General features: G+C 33.8%; 13 protein-coding genes and 1 other RNA gene. 4 read left to right on the forward strand and 10 right to left on the reverse strand.

The window, feature by feature from the left end; genetic code table 11:
* Positions 1-6: 6 nt before the first annotated feature.
* Together BUC31_RS15840 and BUC31_RS15845 are read right to left on the reverse strand one after the other, a co-directional pair.
* Complete coding sequence (locus BUC31_RS15840) at positions 7-2,472, reverse strand: TonB-dependent receptor (protein WP_073246059.1); 2,466 nt, start codon at positions 2,470-2,472, stop codon at positions 7-9.
* Between the two features lie 5 nt (positions 2,473-2,477).
* Positions 2,478-4,169: a M23 family metallopeptidase gene (locus tag BUC31_RS15845; RefSeq protein ID WP_073246062.1), complete on the reverse strand. Its 1,692-nt coding sequence runs from the start codon at positions 4,167-4,169 to the stop codon at positions 2,478-2,480.
* 193 nt (positions 4,170-4,362) lie between these two features.
* On the opposite strand from BUC31_RS15845, the gene BUC31_RS15850 reads away from it, so the two are divergent.
* The 4 genes from BUC31_RS15850 (at position 4,363) to rny (ending at position 6,748) form a co-directional block, all read left to right on the forward strand.
* Complete coding sequence (locus BUC31_RS15850) at positions 4,363-4,653, forward strand: hypothetical protein (RefSeq protein WP_073246065.1); 291 nt, start codon at positions 4,363-4,365, stop codon at positions 4,651-4,653.
* Between the two features lie 13 nt (positions 4,654-4,666).
* Positions 4,667-4,963, forward strand: a complete 297-nt coding sequence (locus tag BUC31_RS15855) for a cell division protein ZapA (RefSeq protein WP_073246067.1) — start codon at positions 4,667-4,669, stop codon at positions 4,961-4,963.
* Positions 4,964-5,019: 56 nt separating this feature from the next.
* Positions 5,020-5,130, forward strand: a non-coding RNA gene (gene ssrS, locus BUC31_RS15860) — 6S RNA.
* A 49-nt stretch (positions 5,131-5,179) separates the two neighbouring features.
* The gene (rny, locus tag BUC31_RS15865; protein WP_073246863.1) at positions 5,180-6,748 is read left to right on the forward strand and encodes a ribonuclease Y; all 1,569 of its coding nucleotides are present in this window, start codon (positions 5,180-5,182) and stop codon (positions 6,746-6,748) included.
* Between the two features lie 48 nt (positions 6,749-6,796).
* Here rny and BUC31_RS15870 read toward each other — a convergent pair whose 3' ends face one another.
* The 8 genes from BUC31_RS15870 to BUC31_RS15905 form a co-directional block, all read right to left on the reverse strand.
* Entirely contained in the window at positions 6,797-7,117 is a 321-nt protein-coding gene (locus BUC31_RS15870) for a hypothetical protein (RefSeq protein ID WP_073246069.1), read from the reverse strand.
* Positions 7,118-7,131: 14 nt separating this feature from the next.
* Positions 7,132-8,343, reverse strand: a complete 1,212-nt coding sequence (locus BUC31_RS15875) for a sensor histidine kinase (RefSeq protein WP_073246072.1) — start codon at positions 8,341-8,343, stop codon at positions 7,132-7,134.
* 105 nt (positions 8,344-8,448) lie between these two features.
* Positions 8,449-10,467, reverse strand: a complete 2,019-nt coding sequence (locus BUC31_RS15880; RefSeq protein ID WP_073246074.1) for a DUF349 domain-containing protein — start codon at positions 10,465-10,467, stop codon at positions 8,449-8,451.
* Between the two features lie 148 nt (positions 10,468-10,615).
* Positions 10,616-11,368, reverse strand: coding sequence for a shikimate dehydrogenase family protein (locus tag BUC31_RS15885; RefSeq protein ID WP_073246077.1), 753 nt, complete (start codon positions 11,366-11,368; stop codon positions 10,616-10,618).
* Entirely contained in the window at positions 11,340-12,359 is a 1,020-nt protein-coding gene (locus BUC31_RS15890) for a DUF368 domain-containing protein (RefSeq protein WP_073246079.1), read from the reverse strand. Before BUC31_RS15890 ends, BUC31_RS15885 begins: the two co-directional genes overlap by 29 nt.
* 13 nt (positions 12,360-12,372) lie before the next feature.
* Positions 12,373-13,287 carry a DUF368 domain-containing protein gene (locus BUC31_RS15895; RefSeq protein WP_073246081.1) on the reverse strand — a complete coding sequence of 305 codons (915 nt, stop codon included), beginning with the start codon at positions 13,285-13,287 and terminating at the stop codon, positions 12,373-12,375.
* A gap of 17 nt (positions 13,288-13,304) precedes the next feature.
* Complete coding sequence (locus tag BUC31_RS15900; protein ID WP_073246083.1) at positions 13,305-14,708, reverse strand: tetratricopeptide repeat protein; 1,404 nt, start codon at positions 14,706-14,708, stop codon at positions 13,305-13,307.
* Positions 14,709-14,812: 104 nt separating this feature from the next.
* Positions 14,813-15,988 (reverse strand): aspartate aminotransferase family protein, encoded by a 1,176-nt coding sequence (locus tag BUC31_RS15905; RefSeq protein ID WP_073246085.1) that lies wholly within the window; start codon positions 15,986-15,988, stop codon positions 14,813-14,815.
* Positions 15,989-15,996 lie beyond the last annotated feature (8 nt).

Consider the following 15,996-nt stretch of genomic DNA (forward strand, 5'->3'; position numbering starts at 1 on the left):
TAATGTTTAAAGGCGTAATCCTAATTTTAAATTTAATACTCTAGAAGTAAGATAATTTGGCACAGCATACTCAATTTTGCTGTCTGCATCTCTCACCCAAGTATTGGTAATTGAATTCTGATTGTTGAATAAATTGAAAATTTCAAAACCTAAACTCAATTCTTTAAAATTATGAAGCCAATGTGTTCTTGAAAATTGTTTGTCCTTATTTGCAAAAATATAGGAAATTCCTAAATCTGCACGTTTATAATCTCTTAATCTATTCTGAAAAATGTAAGGATCAGCATAACTGGGCGAGCCACCAGGAACACCAGTTTGATAAACTAAGTTTAAATACATCTTTACATCTGGTATGGTAGGTATGTAATCTTGAAAAAGAATAGCGAATTTAAAGCGTTGATCTGTAGGGCGAGGTATGTAGCCTCTATTATTTCTATTCTCTTCGGTTTTCAAATATCCTAGACTTACCCAAGATTCTGTGCCAGGTACAAAAGCACCGTTTAGTCTAACTTCTGCACCATATACATAAGCTTCTGCATCATTATTAGCAGCGTAACGAATACGAACATCTTCTAAGGTATATGGGTTTACATTTTCTAATTTCTTGTAATATGCTTCGCTAATCAGTGTAAAAGGCCTATCCCAAAGCAGAAAGCTATATTCATTTCCTGCAACGAGATGAAAAGCTTTTTGTGCTTTTACATTGGGTTGAATAGTGCCGGTGTTATCACGTAGCTCTCGGTAGAAAGGTGGTTGATGATAAATTCCGGTAGATAGTCGAAAGAGCATATCTTTTTTCCATTCAGGCTTTATAGCAAATTGTGCACGCGGACTGAATACGGTTTGTGATGCTTTTTCTACACCAGTACCACTCACGGTCCAATGATGTGAGCGTATACCTATATTATAGTATATATATGCATTTTTCCATGTATTTTGGGTGCCTAATTGAACATAACCAGAAAACCGATTCGTTTTTACAAAGTTTAGAGCATTTAACCCTGTATATGCTTCCAATGGTGCATCAAAAGGTTCAGAAGGCTGATTGTTTATGAATTCAGTGCGAGGTGGTCTAATAGAAAATCCGGCGGAATCTATAAACTCAGATTCTCGCAACTGATCTCTTATGTCTTCATGAGTATATTTTGCTCCCCATTCCAATACAGAATTGTTCATGGAGTGAGAACCTTTATGTTCTAAATTGAAGATTAGAGCATCTAAATCATTTCTTGTACGGTTGAACTGAGAACCAATTCCGCGAGATGTTAATACCTCGCCTGCCGTGTTGCTTCCTATATTGCTATCAACATCACCAAGCTCATAGGCTGCAACAACATCTGAATATTCTTCTTCAATGGTATGGTAAATAGAGGATATAAGTTTTAAAGTGGTCTTTTCATTTAAAAAATAACTGCCTTTTAAAGCACCTAAGGCGGTAGTGTATGTATTGTTTTCCTGCCCTTCATAATACACTACTAATGCCTGCGGGTTATCTATAGTGCCAAAATTAGTCTGTCTATTTAACGGTTCATTTTTATAATCGTTAACAGCTAAATTACCTAGAAAATTAAGTTGAAACTTTGGCGAAAAGCGGTACGTCAAATAACTTTGAACATCTGTAAATGCCGGATTAAAATTGCTTTGTGTCTGCTGGCTATTAACCAATAAAGAGTTATTTCTATAACGAACTCCAGATACAGAACTTAATTTTTGATTTTTAGAAACGGTTTCTAAACTAGCGCTAGCGCCAAGAAAACTTGCATTTGCCCTAAGAGAAAATAGGGTAGGGGTCTTGTATTTAATATCTAGAACAGAGGCTAGTTTATCGCCATACTTCGCTTGAAAACCGCCAGCTGAAAATTTTACATTTTGTACTAAGGCACTATTTACAAAGCTTAAACCTTCTTGTTGTGCAGAACGAATTAGAAACGGTCTATATACCTCTATTTCGTTTACATACACTAAGTTTTCATCGTAGTTGCCTCCGCGTACAGCATATTGTGTACTTAATTCATTATTAGATGAAACACCAGGTAATAACTTTAATATTGTTTCTACTCCGGAATTTGCACCTGGTATCTTTCTGATTTTTTCTGGAGATATGTTTAAAATATTGCTGACTTCTTTCTCGCCAGTTGCAGAAACGGTAACTCCGTCTATTTGGGTAACATCACTTTTTAAAACAGGATTGAACTCAAACGTTTCATTCGTATTTAATATGATATTTTCTAAAACAACATCTAGATAAGCAATATGAGAGAAAATTATAGTATTCTCTTTATCTGAGGTAATCTCTAAAATGTAAAAACCGTTAGAATTTGTTGTGGTCCCTAAACCTTTACTCGTAATATTTACATTTGGTAAGGGCTCATTGTCATGACCTAATACTATACCTGTAATAGTAGCATTCTGTGCAAAACCAATGGCGCTGCATAGTAATAGTATCAGGCTTAGAATGTTAGGTGGTTTCAAATATGTTATTTTCTATAAAAAGAGGTGGTTAGGGTGTTCGTATTTCCTACATTATCTGTAACGGTAACTTCAAGTACACATTGCGTTTGGTCTGCAATCTTATCATCAAAATTATAGGTTAATGTATTACGCTTAGGTTCGTATTCCATTAAAATCCATTCACCATTTAATGTAGCAGAATATTTATCTATACCACTTAAGTCATCAGCTATTTGTACACTCAAGTACTTATAATTGTTTAACCATTGCTTGTCTTTAAAATTCTTGGTTCTGATAGTGGGTGCAACAGAATCTTTAGCTAAAGTGTACGTACCTAAATTACGTGTTCTTGTTGTAAATTCGTTACCACGCTTATAGGTGTTCGCATGGTTTGGTCTAAGTTTGGAATCTAGCCTAGCAATAAATAATTGTTTTTGTTCTTCTTTTGAATATTTAGAGACATCAAAAGTTATTGTGAAATTTTTATGTGCCGGCACTGTGTTACGATGAATGGTTACCGTGTCTTTTCCCTTCTTTAAATCGATATAAAAATTTTCATAAAAAGTGTTTGTTGGAAAATAAACTTTGGCACCACCTAAATCAAAATTATTAGGTTTTTTTGCAATAACGTAATTATCTGTTTTCGCAATTACTTTTTTGTTGCCTAATAAATTCTTTACGCCTTCAACAGGTATATTAAGTTCTACCTTATTACCAGCGTAATCTTTGATCAATAATTTTGCAGTATAACTTAAACCTTCGTTTATTTTTATTTTACCATCGTTATATAAATCTTTATAAATACTCAGGTTATTGCCTGCCGATTTAAAGCTCTTCTGAATTTTCTGTCTATTTCTACCATAATAATCATAGTCTACGAGCGTGTTTATGTATCTAGTCTCACCAAAAGAAAATGACTCAAAATCATACAAGGAATATATTTTTCCATTTACACTAAGTTCAACACTATATACACCGTTTTTATTGGCGGCCATATCTAGCCTATCAAAACCAATAAAACCGACTCCAATTTCACCTAGGGCAGTAACTTTATCTGCTAAAAATGAACCATCAGTCTGTTTACTGAAGTTTACCTGTGTTCTTTTATAATTATTATTAACATGAGATTTATCTGTAAGCGGATAAACAAATAATTTTTCAAGGATAGGATTTGTAGCATCAGCTACATCTAAGCCATACATTAAAGGGTTGGTCGGTTTTTCAGAAATGCTACTTCTAATTTCAAAATGTAAATGTGGACCAGCAGAACCACCAGTGTTACCACTATAGGCAATTAATTCACCTTTGGATACTTTTAATTCCCCGTAATCAGGAAAAACCTCGACTTCAAATGATTTTTTATTGTATTGTAATTTTTTGATATAAGCTTCAATAGTAGGAGAGAACTTCTGAAGATGTCCGTAAACCGAAGTATACCCATTTGGATGCGCTATATAAAGAACTTTGCCATAGCCCCAAAGTGAAACCTTTATACGGGTAATGGTACCATCGCCAATTGCGTTTATTGGTACACCTTCTCGTTGCTGTGTTTTAATATCAACACCAGAATGAAAATGGTTAGAACGCAGCTCGCCAAATGTACCCGCTAAAATAATGGGGATATCCATTGGTGGTCCAAAAGCATCTTTCGGATAATTTTCTTGTGCGAAAAGATTGAAACAAAATAATAATAACAGACCAAGGGATATTTTTTTCATAGGTAGACAGCAATAGTGCGAAAATAATTAATCAATAACAATTCCGTGAAGTTGAGGGCGCTAAAATTATTATAAAGAGTTTATTGTAATGTATTCTGAGATTAAGAACGACAGATTTACGAATATTTCATAAAACTATTGCTAAGTCATATAATGTATGTTAACTTTGTGTAAATCGCATTGATTGTAATGTATGGGCGAGTTAATTAAAATTGTTGATTCTTTAGAAAATAAAATTAGCAAATTGTTGCATAAACTTGAGGTTTTAAACAATGCTAATATTGAATTAGAAAAAGAATTAACGAATATAAAATCTTCACAAGAGAATACCAGTAAAACGGTATCTGAATGGGAAGAAAAATATAATTCACTCAAACTTGCAAATTCAATGCTTGGCAGTAATACCAATAAAACAGAAGCTAAGCTTAAAATAAATACATTAATACGAGAGTTGGACCATTGTATAGCTCAATTGTCGGAGTAATGTTTATAATAATATGTCAGAAAAGCTCAAAATAAAACTTTCTATTGCTGATAGGGTCTACCCATTGACTATTGACCCTGCTCAGGAAGAAGGCTTGCGTAAAGCCGCTAAAAACATAGAACAGTTGGCTAAAAAATTTGAGCAGAATTATGCAGTTAGAGACAAACAAGATGTTTTGGCCATGTGCGCCTTGCAATTTGCGTCTAAAATTGAACAAAATGGCATAGAGCAAACAGAAGGAACCAAAGAAGCTGAAGAGCGTTTACAAGCGCTAGAAGATTTGGTGACATCTAAATTAGCTTTGAAATAAAAACGTTCTTTTAAATACATTAAGTTACTGCCCACATTGGTAATACCTTTTGACAAACTCAACATTTATTTTTTTTAAAAAGGGTGAGTTTAGATTGTAAAAGCAAGCCCTACTTGTATAGGGATCCTTGATCAGTCTGTTAGCCCTAAACCTGTTTACCGGAGTTTGATCAAAACTTCTCCAATGTGGGCTTTTTTTTTATTAATAAATTACACTATGGATAGTACAATGATAATTATTGCCGCAATAGTTGGGCTGGCAATCGGTTTTGCAATAGCAAAATTTTTGGAAAAAGGGAAAGCCTCTAAAACCATAATAAACGCAAAGAAAGACGCTGAACGCATATTAAAAGATGCAAATGCAGAAGGAGAGAGTGTCAAGAAAGAAAAGATTTTACAGGCGAAAGAGAAGTTTTTAGAATTAAAAGCTGAGCATGAAAAGGTTATTAATAGTAAGGACAGAAAGATAAACGAAGCAGAGAAGCGCACTAGAGATAAGGAGTCTCAAGTGAGTAGTGAACTTGCCAAAAACAAGAACATGAACTCTCAGCTAGATAATAAATTGAAAGACGTAGAGCAGAAAAAAGAACTTTTTGACAAACGTCATGAAGAGTTGGATAAAATGCATAAAAGCCAAATTCAACAATTAGAAGTTATTTCTGGTCTTTCTGCTGATGAAGCTAAAAATCAATTGGTACAAAGTTTGAAAGAAACGGCTAAGACTGATGCTATGGCCTACATTCAATCTACTGTTGAAGAATCTAAACTTACAGCACAACAAGAAGCACGTAAAATTATAATTAACACCATTCAGAGAATTGGTACAGAAGAAGCAGTTGAGAACTGTGTATCTGTATTTAATATTGAATCTGATGATGTTAAAGGTAGAATTATTGGTAGGGAAGGTAGAAATATTAGAGCTTTAGAAGCTGCTACCGGAGTTGAGATTATTGTTGATGATACGCCAGAAGCTATTATACTTTCTTGTTTCGATTCTGTTAGAAGAGAGGTTGCAAGACTTTCGCTTCATAAGTTAGTGACAGATGGTAGAATTCACCCGGCAAGAATTGAAGAGATTGTTAAGAAGACCGAAAAACAAATAGAAGCAGAAATTGTTGAAATAGGTAAGCGTACTGTTATCGACCTAGGTATTCATGGTTTACACCCAGAGTTAATACGTGCAGTTGGTAGAATGAAGTATAGATCTTCTTACGGTCAAAACTTGTTGCAACACTCTAGAGAAGTAGCAAAACTTTGTGGTGTTATGGCTTCTGAATTAGGATTGAATCCTAAAATTGCTAAACGTGCAGGACTTTTGCATGATATAGGTAAAGTACCAAATACTGAAAATGAAATAGAAACACCACACGCTATCTTAGGTATGCAGTGGGCTGAGAAGTTTGGTGAAAAACCAGAGGTATGTAATGCCATTGGTGCTCACCACGATGAAATAGAAATGACAACTCTTATTGCACCAATTGTTCAGGTTTGTGATGCTATTAGTGGTGCAAGACCAGGAGCAAGAAGACAGGTGTTAGATTCTTATATTCAGCGTTTAAAAGACCTTGAAGAGGTTGCATTTGGCTTTAGCGGTGTACAGAAGGCTTACGCTATACAAGCTGGTAGAGAGCTTCGTGTTATCGTTGAGAGCGAGAAAGTAAATGATGATAGAGCTGCGCAGTTGTCGTTTGAGATTTCACAGAAAATACAAACAGATATGACTTATCCTGGTCAGGTGAAAGTTACTGTAATACGTGAGACAAGAGCTGTCAATGTAGCAAAGTAATATTAGTTTATAAGATAAAATTAAAGCCTCTATTTATAGCGGCTTTTTTTATGTCTTATTGAGAGAACTGATCCATTTCAATAATTTCTCTTCTTCTAAACTAGATAGGTTATTCTTTCTGCCTTTTGGCATTTTTTTAGTTATAAAGACCTGATATTCTATTGCTTTTGCTAGGTCATCCATATTTTCCAATGAAAAGATGGTTCTGTTCTTTTTTGCAGAATGACAAATGTTGCATTTTGTACCTAATACTAAATAGGCATCTTGTTTTGTCTTATTAGTTTGATATTCTAGTACTTGTTGGTCGTTAATTGATGTTTGAGGAATAAAATTGATAAAAACTAAAATAATATAGATTATTGATTTCATTCACTAACCAATATTTAGGAAAGGTTTTTGGAAAGTGTAAAACTGAAATGCACACCTTCTTTATCGTCATCACGCTTTCTTATGGTAATTTTACCTCCTAGTTTTTCTATTAGCTCTTTAATAGTTGTTAGCCCAATACCGGTATCGGTAGCACCTTCTGTGTTAAGTTTTTCGAATAATAAGAAAACCTTTTTCCAATATTTCTCAGGTATACCAGGTCCATTATCTTCATATGTGAAAGAATAAGCATTTTCATTTTCACTAAAAGAGACTTTTATTTCAATATCAGACTTATTGGTGAATTTAATACTGTTGGATATTAAATCTCTAAATATTTGGTCAAAGCTATTTAAGGAGTGTTCTATATTATGGTCACAATTTTCTAATTGTAATGAAACAGATTCACTATAAGATTGTTTACTAAGTACGTTTTCAATTTCTTTTGATATATTAAAATTTTCCAAATTTATCTCAGCATTGGTAATGGAGTTGTAATTGATAATGCCAGTGATCAAAGATTCCATATATTCAACCCTATTGTCTATAATACCTAAGTATTTTGGTATCTCAGTATCTTTAAAGAACTCTGTATAATCCTCTTTTATAAAACCAACAACAGAACTAATACCTAATAAAGGGGTTTTCATATCATGTGCCATTCGATATGATAACTGCTTTAGCTGATTATTTTTAATACGTAATTCTTCATTAATAATCTTTTCCTTAATATTTTGTCGTCGAAGTTCTAGTTGTGCCATTACCTGATCGGCAAGGTCTTTTAGAGAGGCTTGTTGTCTCTCGGTAAATTCAGCCCGTGGTTTAGTGTCTATAACACAAAGTGTACCTATAGATTCACCTTCTTTAGTATTTAATGGGGCACCGGCATAAAACTGCACTGATGGCCCGCCTGTTACTAAGGGGTTATCAGAAAAACGTTCATCTTTACTGGCGTCGTTTACTAATAATAGAGAATTGGGAGTGTTAATGGCATGTGCGCAAAAAGCTAATTCTCTTGGTGTTTCGGTAGCATCTATGCCATGATGAGATTTAAACCATTGCCTACCTTCATCAACTAACGAAACTAATGCCATGGGCGTATTGCAAATATCTGCTGCAATACGCGTTATGGCATCATATTCTTTTTCTTCTAGGGTATCAAGAACATTAAAGCTTTTTAATGCTTCTAACCGCTGTTGTTCGTTTTTTGGTATTTCTGGCTTAACCATATATTAGATATAACTAATCGCTAAATTTATAAGTAGGTAATTTTTTACATAGTTAACGCCCGAATGATATAAATGTTATATGTCTAGCAATATTAAAAAAAATACTTATTCTTCGGTTGTAGGCTCATCAGTCTCCTCAACTTCTTCATCTTCTTTTAGAAGTGTATTTTTCAAGATGTTTAATTTTTTCAGTTTTGCTTTCCAAGCACCCAATGACTCTTTGTGTTGATTGACTCTTTTAATAACATCTTGTACTAACGGATTAGTTTCAGATGCGTTAGAGAAAAACTGTAAGTTATTTTCTAACTGTCTAATTTCATCTTTGCTTTCATCTATTTTTTTTCTGATAAATGCACGTTCATTCTGTATAGCACGTTCTTGATTGTCGTTATTGCTAAGTTGCTGAATCTTGTTACCATATTTCAACAGTTCAGATTCTTGCTTGCTAACACCACATTTTTCATATAGTGCATCTATAATTTTATCGAACTTCTGATTGATATTTTTCTTTTTGAAAGGAACTCTTCCATAAGTTTTCCATTCTTCAGAAAATTTCTCGATTTCCTCTAAATCTTTAGCTTTGTCACCGCTTAATTCAAATGCTTTAAGACGGTCAAGGAATTCATCTTTTAATTTAAAATTGGCTTCCTCTTCTTTAAAAGCATCATTTTTAAGCGCATTTAACCTATCGAAATAGTGATTGCAGGCAGTTTTGAATTCTTTCCATAATTTGTCGGAGTACTTTCTTGGAACATGCCCAATTTTTTTCCATTGACCTTGTATACGCTTCATTTCTGCAGTAGTCGCATCAAAATCGTCACTATCCTTTATTGAAACCGCTATTTCTAATAGGGCTCTTTTTTTGTCTAAATTTTCTTGTTGATCTTTTTTAAGGTTCTTGTAAAAGGCATTTTTATTCTGATTGAATACACGTACTGCTCCTTTAAAACTGTTCCAAGTTTTAGAATTCACTTTTTGTGGTACTTGACCTGCTTTGAAAAAGGCCTCTCTAAGTTCTTCTAATTTCTTTATCTGTTGCTGCAGTGTACCATGATTGCTAGATACATTTTCACTAAGCGTATTTATCTCAGCAATAATTGCATGCTTGCGTTCTAAATTTTCTTCTTTTATCTTATCAAGATTTTTAAAATAATCTTGTCTTCTTTCGTGAATAATTTTTGTTGCGGCACTAAAACGGTCCCAGATTTCTTCTCTGTGGTCTTTACCTACCGGACCTAAATCTTCTTTCCAGATTTTGTGTAAAACCTGTAGTTCTCTAAAGGCTCTATTTAAATCTGGTTCTTTTGATAGTTCTTCGGCTCTAGCAACTATTTTACCTTTTTCCTCAAGGTTGTGCTTAAAGTCTAAATCTCTTAAGTCTCTATTGATATTTAAAAAATCATAGAAAATTTCAATGTGGTGGTGGTATGTTTTCCAAACATTATTATAATCTGCACGTGGTATAGCTCCTGCATGGCGCCATTTAGCCTGTATATCTTTGAAATTGTTATACGTAGTATTTATATCTTCTTCAACATTAACTAAGGCTTTCAGCTGTTCAATAAGATCTAATCTATAGGCAAGATTTTCTTTATGGCTTTTTTCTAAGCTCTTATAATGTTGGTTACGCTTGTCTCTATATTCTGAGTATACTTCGTTGAATTGTTGTTTGTCTACAGAATTATATCTAAAATCAATTTCATTACCACCGTTAGCAATAAATTCTTCTTTCTTTTCTTCTAGAAACTCATCAAATTTCTGATTGAATTCGTCTTTAATGGTATCAACATGTTTTCTTATGGCTTGAACTTTTTCGTTCTTCACTAAGCGTTGTAATTCGCCAACCAAATTTTCCATGCTCATTTCATGGTAATCTGGCATAGGTATTTCATGTCTTTTTACAGTATCCGTATCTTCAGCGTCTTCAGCATTAGAATCGTCAATCTCATTCATTACATCAGTTTCTTCTAAGGCTTCTTTAGTATCAGTTGAAGGTTCTGTTGGTAATTCTGTTGATTCTTCAGTAGTATTCACTGTTTCTTCTACTGTGTTTTTAGCAGATTCTATTGCAGTATTTTCCTCTATTGAATTCTCTGGTAATTGTTGTTCTTTATCCTCAGACATATTCCTAAATTATATGCTTACAAGATAGTGACAACCCTACTACTGGCAAAGTATTGATTAGTCTTTTTAGTTAAAAGGTAAAAGAGTAATCTTACGAAAATCTATTATTTGCAATGTCTTGCTTGTAGATAAGTTAAAGGTTAAGAGGTTAACGGTTCCAGATTTCCCAAGATTTTTCAGCTTGGAATTCTAGCATTCTATGTCCGTTACAAATTGTAGCCCCATTAGCTTTGCCTGCAGATAAGAATGCAGTTTCTTCAGGGTTATATATTAAGTCAAAAAGTAGATGTTCTTTACCAATTTTGGAATACGGAATTGCAGGTTTTTCTTCAACCTTAGGAAAAGTGCCTACAGGAGAGCAGTTTATAATTAAAGTATGTTTAGCTATGATATCATTGGTTAAGTCATGGTAAGTAAATCCATTGTTTTTACCACTTCTTGATACAAAAGAAAGTGTTATGCCAAGCTCTTCAAGTACAAATGCTACAGCTTTTGACGCTCCGCCAGTACCTAATATTAGTGCTTTTCTATGGTGTTCTTTTAAATGTGGTTCCAGTGATTTTTGAAATCCGTAGGCATCAGTATTGAAGCCAATTAAACCATTCTTAGTAAATTTTATGGTATTTACGGCACCTATCTTTTTGGCCGCAATATCTATATCGTCTAAGAAAGCCATTACTTCTTCTTTATACGGAATGGTAATATTCAGCCCTTGTACATTTTCAGTGTTTTTGAAGATGGTTGGAAATTCTGAAATAGCTTGTAAATCGAAGTTTTGATACGTGCAATGGTCTAGCCCCATATCTTCAAACTTTTTTTTAAAATATCCTCTTGAAAATGAATAAGAAATATCTTTACCTATTAAGCCGTAATTAACGTTCTGTTTTTCTGTTTTTTCCATACCAATCTAAAAGTAGCAAAATACTAATACCAAATATAATACAGATGATTGCCATCCAATTTTCTACGGTGGTCATATCTGGTAGAAACCGTTCGTAGTTCATTATTATTTGTTTTCCGTTAGAATCTAAAATGCTTTCACCATCTATTCCTGTTTTGAAGATAGTTTTTTTCCATGGCCAAACAACTCCTAGAGATCCTGTTATAAAGCCCAAAATGGTTGCCGTAGTAACATGTTTATAGTGTTTTAGTACGAAGGTCAATACATGTGAAAGAGTAACTAGACCTGTTGCCGATCCTAATGTGAATACGGCTAAGATTTTAAGTGTGTGTAATCTTTCGGTATTAGAAGTGAAACTAAAATCACCTATTAGTAATTCTGAGAACGTATCATATAATGCGTTTACAGAATCTACTAGTAGCAGCACATAATTACCTAAAAGTATTAATATAAAGGAACCTGAAAGTCCGGGTAATGTCATGCCTGACACACTGATCATTCCACATAAAAAGATGAATAGTAAGTTATCGTTTTCTTTCGCCGGACTAAGAAAACTGATGGCTACACCCACGCTTAGACCTATAATAGCAGCTGTAAATGTTTTCTTTTTCCAATAGTCAAAATCTTTACCTATGTAGTAAATAGAACCTAAGATCATACCGAAAAAAGCAGACCACACATACAATTCATGTGTTACTAAAAAATAGTCTAATATTTTAGAAACACTAAAATAGCTCACTAACATACCGAAAATGAGTAGCGTTAGAAAAGAGCCATTTATATATCTGTAGAAACTTTTAAGTCTACCATTAATAAGAAGCTTAAATGCTTTTGTATTTATTTTTTGAAGTGAATAAATAAATTCTTCGTAAAAACCACCAACAAAGGCGACAATACCGCCAGATACACCAGGTACTTTATTGGCAGCACCCATACAAAGTCCCTTTACGACCAAGAAAAATTTATCGGTAAAGGATCGGGGTTCGTTCATGTAGGTTTTTGCGTTACTTCTTAGAAGCTGATTTTTCTAATATAAAAATAAGAGAAAAACCTATTACAGCAGCTACAATAGCAAAGGTTAATTGATTATCGCCTTGAAAAGCGAAAGGTGAGATGTTTTCATCTACAACAATTTCTTTTTTACCAATTTTAATTACCTCTATAATATACTTCCAAGGCCATATTTTGTTCAATGAACCTAAGATGAATCCTGTTAAAACCGCAAGTGTTGCATCTTTATAATTGGTAAACATCCATTTTAATACTCTAGCAAAACTTAAAATACCAAAAACTATCCCGAAAATGAAGGTTATTAGAATACCAAAATCCTTTTCATTTAAAGCTCCTAAAACAGTTTTGAATGATCCCATTAGAACTAAAATGAATGCTCCGGAAATTCCTGGCATTACCATTGCACAAATGGCTACAGCACCTGATAAAAAAATGTAAGGCAGACTGCCAGAACTAGTTGAAGGGGGTAGGGTCGTAATATAAAAAGCACTTACGGTACCTATTATGAATAATACAATTGCTAATACGTTCCATCTTTTAATCGATTTGGCTACGAAAATGACACTTGCTAATACCAAACCGAAAAAAAATGCCCATGTAACTATAGTGTGCTCTTCTAATAACCAGGCAATCGCTTTGGATAATGTTAAAATACTAATCATCATACCAATTGCCAATGCCAACAGGAAGTTGCCATTTAATTTCTCCCAGAACTTTTTAAAACCTTCTTCTTTTAATACTTTTAAAGTAGTAAGGTTAACGTTGTTGATTGAAGTAATGAATTCTTCGTATATACCTGTTACAAAAGCTATTGTGCCACCAGATACGCCTGGCACTAATTCGGCAATACCCATTGCCATACCTTTTAGAGATATGAAAGTGTAATCTTTAAGTTTTCTATTGTCCATGAAATGTAGAACCTAATCTATGAGGTTTTATTGTATTTTCTTACAATTTCTTGTGTCCATTCAGACTTGCCGTATTCCGGAAAATTTTCAGTGAACAAATGTAGTTTTTTCTGTTTTTTGTCAATTTTTAGAGCATCCATTAACATAATACGAGCATTAATTGGGTCTTCAGCAAGTAGTAGATAGCCTACAGACCTATATAAAAGCTTTAAACTTTCAGGATAAAACTCTCTTCCTTGAGATAGAATTTCTACGGCAGATGATTCATCTCCGTTTAAATGAACAACTTCAGCCCAATTCAACCACGTGTCCAATTCATAATTTCCTAGTTCTACCGCTTGTTTAAATGCAAAATCTGCTTGGTCATAGTTTTTTAATGCCATGTAAATATTTGCGCATTTTTTCCAGTACTGCGGATTTTCACCATCTATATTTAAGGCCTTATTGATGTAAAATATAGCTTTTTCAAAATCTTTAGTATTAAAATATAGATTTGTTATAGCCAACCAACCTTTGTCTAACAATGGATCTTCGTGAACCGTTTGGTAGAAATAGTATTTAGCCATTTCTGTATCCTTCAGTTTTTCATAACATTTTCCTATTCTTAAAAATGCATGAGATGTTGGGTCTTCAATAGCAATAGTAGTCTCGTAATTTTCGATAGCCTCTTTATGTCGTCCCAATTTTTCAAGTACTTTGGCTTTTTCAAAATATGCACCTATAAAAGTGTCATCTGAAATAACAGCAAAATCAAAAGCGCTCAAGGCTTCTGTAAACATTTCTTTATAATAGTATTGTTTACCCAATTGATGCCATGCGACTTCGCAATATGGGTTATTTTCTAAATAACTGTTCAAGTAAACAATGGCACCATCGTAATCTTCAAGAAACTCAAAGCAATACACCACATTATAAAGTGAAGAGTAATCTTGTTCATCAAACTCTACACATTTCATAAAGCTCTCTTTGGCATTATCAAAATTGTCCATGAACAAATATTCCATGCCCAAAAGACTATAAATGTCAAAACTATTATTTGTAAAACTTAATGCCTTTTGTAGTAATTCTATAGCACCTTCGTGATCATCTCTCTTCGAAAATATATTGGCACGTTGAATATAAATTTCATCATTGTAATTATCTAGCCTTTGTAGCTCATCTAGAAGTGCTTCAGCCTTTTCCATCTGGTTTTCAAAAACCATGACTTCTACTTGAAGTAATTTCAATTCTATAGAAGCTGGATGTTGCTGTAGACCAATTTTAATTCCTTTTTTAGCCAAAGAAACCTTCCCATGATTTAGGTAGTGGTGCACAATATCTTCAAAATCCTCAGCATCAAAGAAATAGACATCGTCTGTCTTTAACATTGATTCGAATTTCGTAATTGGCTTGTCCGGTCTCTCGTTAGATTCTAACGCCATAGGAACTTTTTGGTTTTACAAGATATTTTAAAAGTAAGTGATTGTACGGGGTTTCAGCCACGGTACGAATCGATATTATTAACAAATTAGTTAACAACGTTGATTTACATAGAGTTAAGAAGTGCTAAAATTTTTGCGCAACCTTCTTTAATTTCTTTTTCTGAAATAGTTAATGGCGGAGAAATTCTTACGGCTCTATTTTCGAATAATAACCAGAAGAGAATTAGGTTCTTTTCCTTTGCTTGCAGTACTAATTCGTTTGCAGTTTCTGGTGTATCCATTAGTAAAGCAAGCATTAAACCTTTGCCTCTAATTTCTTTAATCTTCGGATGTTTTAATAGCGATTTAAATAGTGCTTCTTTCCTTAAGGTATCTGCGATTAAATTCGAGTTTAATAATACATTCAGAGTTGCTAAACTTGATGCTGCGATTACAGGATTACCGCCAAACGTAGTAATGTGACCCATTTTCGGATTCTCACTTAACGTATGCATAATCTCTTTACTGGCTGTAAATGCACCAACAGGTAAACCTGATGCCATGCCTTTGCCGATAACTAAAATATCGGGAACGCAATCAAAATGTTCAAATGCAAATAGCTTTCCTGTTCTGCCGAAACCTGGCTGTATTTCATCTAAAATAAGTAATGCACCCACTTCTTTGCAGCGTGCTTTTACTTTCTTTAGATAATCGTTTTTTGGGAGTATAAAACCAGCACCACCTTGTATGGTCTCTAATATTACACATGCAGTTTTGGTGGTGATTTTCTCTAAATCTTTTTCGTTGTTGAATTCGATATGATAAATATCTGGCAGCAAAGGTCTAAATACACTTTTACGCTCTTCAAAATCCATAAGGCTTAAACTACCCATGGTATTACCATGATAGGCAGATTTAGCGGCTATAATTTCAGAACGACCAGTATATCTGCGAGCCAATTTTAATGCGCCTTCAATAGCTTCGGTTCCTGAATTTACCAAATAGGTAACCTCTAAAGGTGCAGGTAAATTGTCTGCCAATAATTTGGTATAGGTAGTCGCTGGTGATTGCGAATATTCGCCGTACACCATTACATGCATATATTTATCTACTTGATTTTTTATTGCTTCAACAATCTCTGGGTGACAATGACCAAGTGTGCAAGCTGAAACACCTGCAACAAAGTCTAAATGTGCATTGCCATTGGTATCATGAATATAACTGCCTTTGGCATGAGATACTTCCATACCTAAAGGATAGGGGGAAGTTTGTGCTTGATATTGTAGAAAGTCTTTATTCATTTCAAAGA

The sequence above is a fragment of the Maribacter aquivivus genome, assembly GCF_900142175.1.
Classification (GTDB): domain Bacteria; phylum Bacteroidota; class Bacteroidia; order Flavobacteriales; family Flavobacteriaceae; genus Maribacter; species Maribacter aquivivus.

Bases quoted from the DNA above. Each gene is read 5' to 3' on its own strand.
- BUC31_RS15845 (WP_073246062.1), bottom strand. From the start codon at position 4,169: ATGAAAAAAATATCCCTTGGTCTGTTATTATTATTTTGTTTCAATCTT.
- BUC31_RS15850 (WP_073246065.1), top strand. From the start codon at position 4,363: ATGGGCGAGTTAATTAAAATTGTTGATTCTTTAGAAAATAAAATTAGC.
- BUC31_RS15855 (WP_073246067.1), top strand. From the start codon at position 4,667: ATGTCAGAAAAGCTCAAAATAAAACTTTCTATTGCTGATAGGGTCTAC.
- rny (WP_073246863.1), top strand. From the start codon at position 5,180: ATGGATAGTACAATGATAATTATTGCCGCAATAGTTGGGCTGGCAATC.
- BUC31_RS15870 (WP_073246069.1), bottom strand. From the start codon at position 7,117: ATGAAATCAATAATCTATATTATTTTAGTTTTTATCAATTTTATTCCT.
- BUC31_RS15875 (WP_073246072.1), bottom strand. From the start codon at position 8,343: ATGGTTAAGCCAGAAATACCAAAAAACGAACAACAGCGGTTAGAAGCA.
- BUC31_RS15880 (WP_073246074.1), bottom strand. From the start codon at position 10,467: ATGTCTGAGGATAAAGAACAACAATTACCAGAGAATTCAATAGAGGAA.
- BUC31_RS15885 (WP_073246077.1), bottom strand. From the start codon at position 11,368: ATGGAAAAAACAGAAAAACAGAACGTTAATTACGGCTTAATAGGTAAA.
- BUC31_RS15890 (WP_073246079.1), bottom strand. From the start codon at position 12,359: ATGAACGAACCCCGATCCTTTACCGATAAATTTTTCTTGGTCGTAAAG.
- BUC31_RS15895 (WP_073246081.1), bottom strand. From the start codon at position 13,287: ATGGACAATAGAAAACTTAAAGATTACACTTTCATATCTCTAAAAGGT.
- BUC31_RS15900 (WP_073246083.1), bottom strand. From the start codon at position 14,708: ATGGCGTTAGAATCTAACGAGAGACCGGACAAGCCAATTACGAAATTC.
- BUC31_RS15905 (WP_073246085.1), bottom strand. From the start codon at position 15,988: ATGAATAAAGACTTTCTACAATATCAAGCACAAACTTCCCCCTATCCT.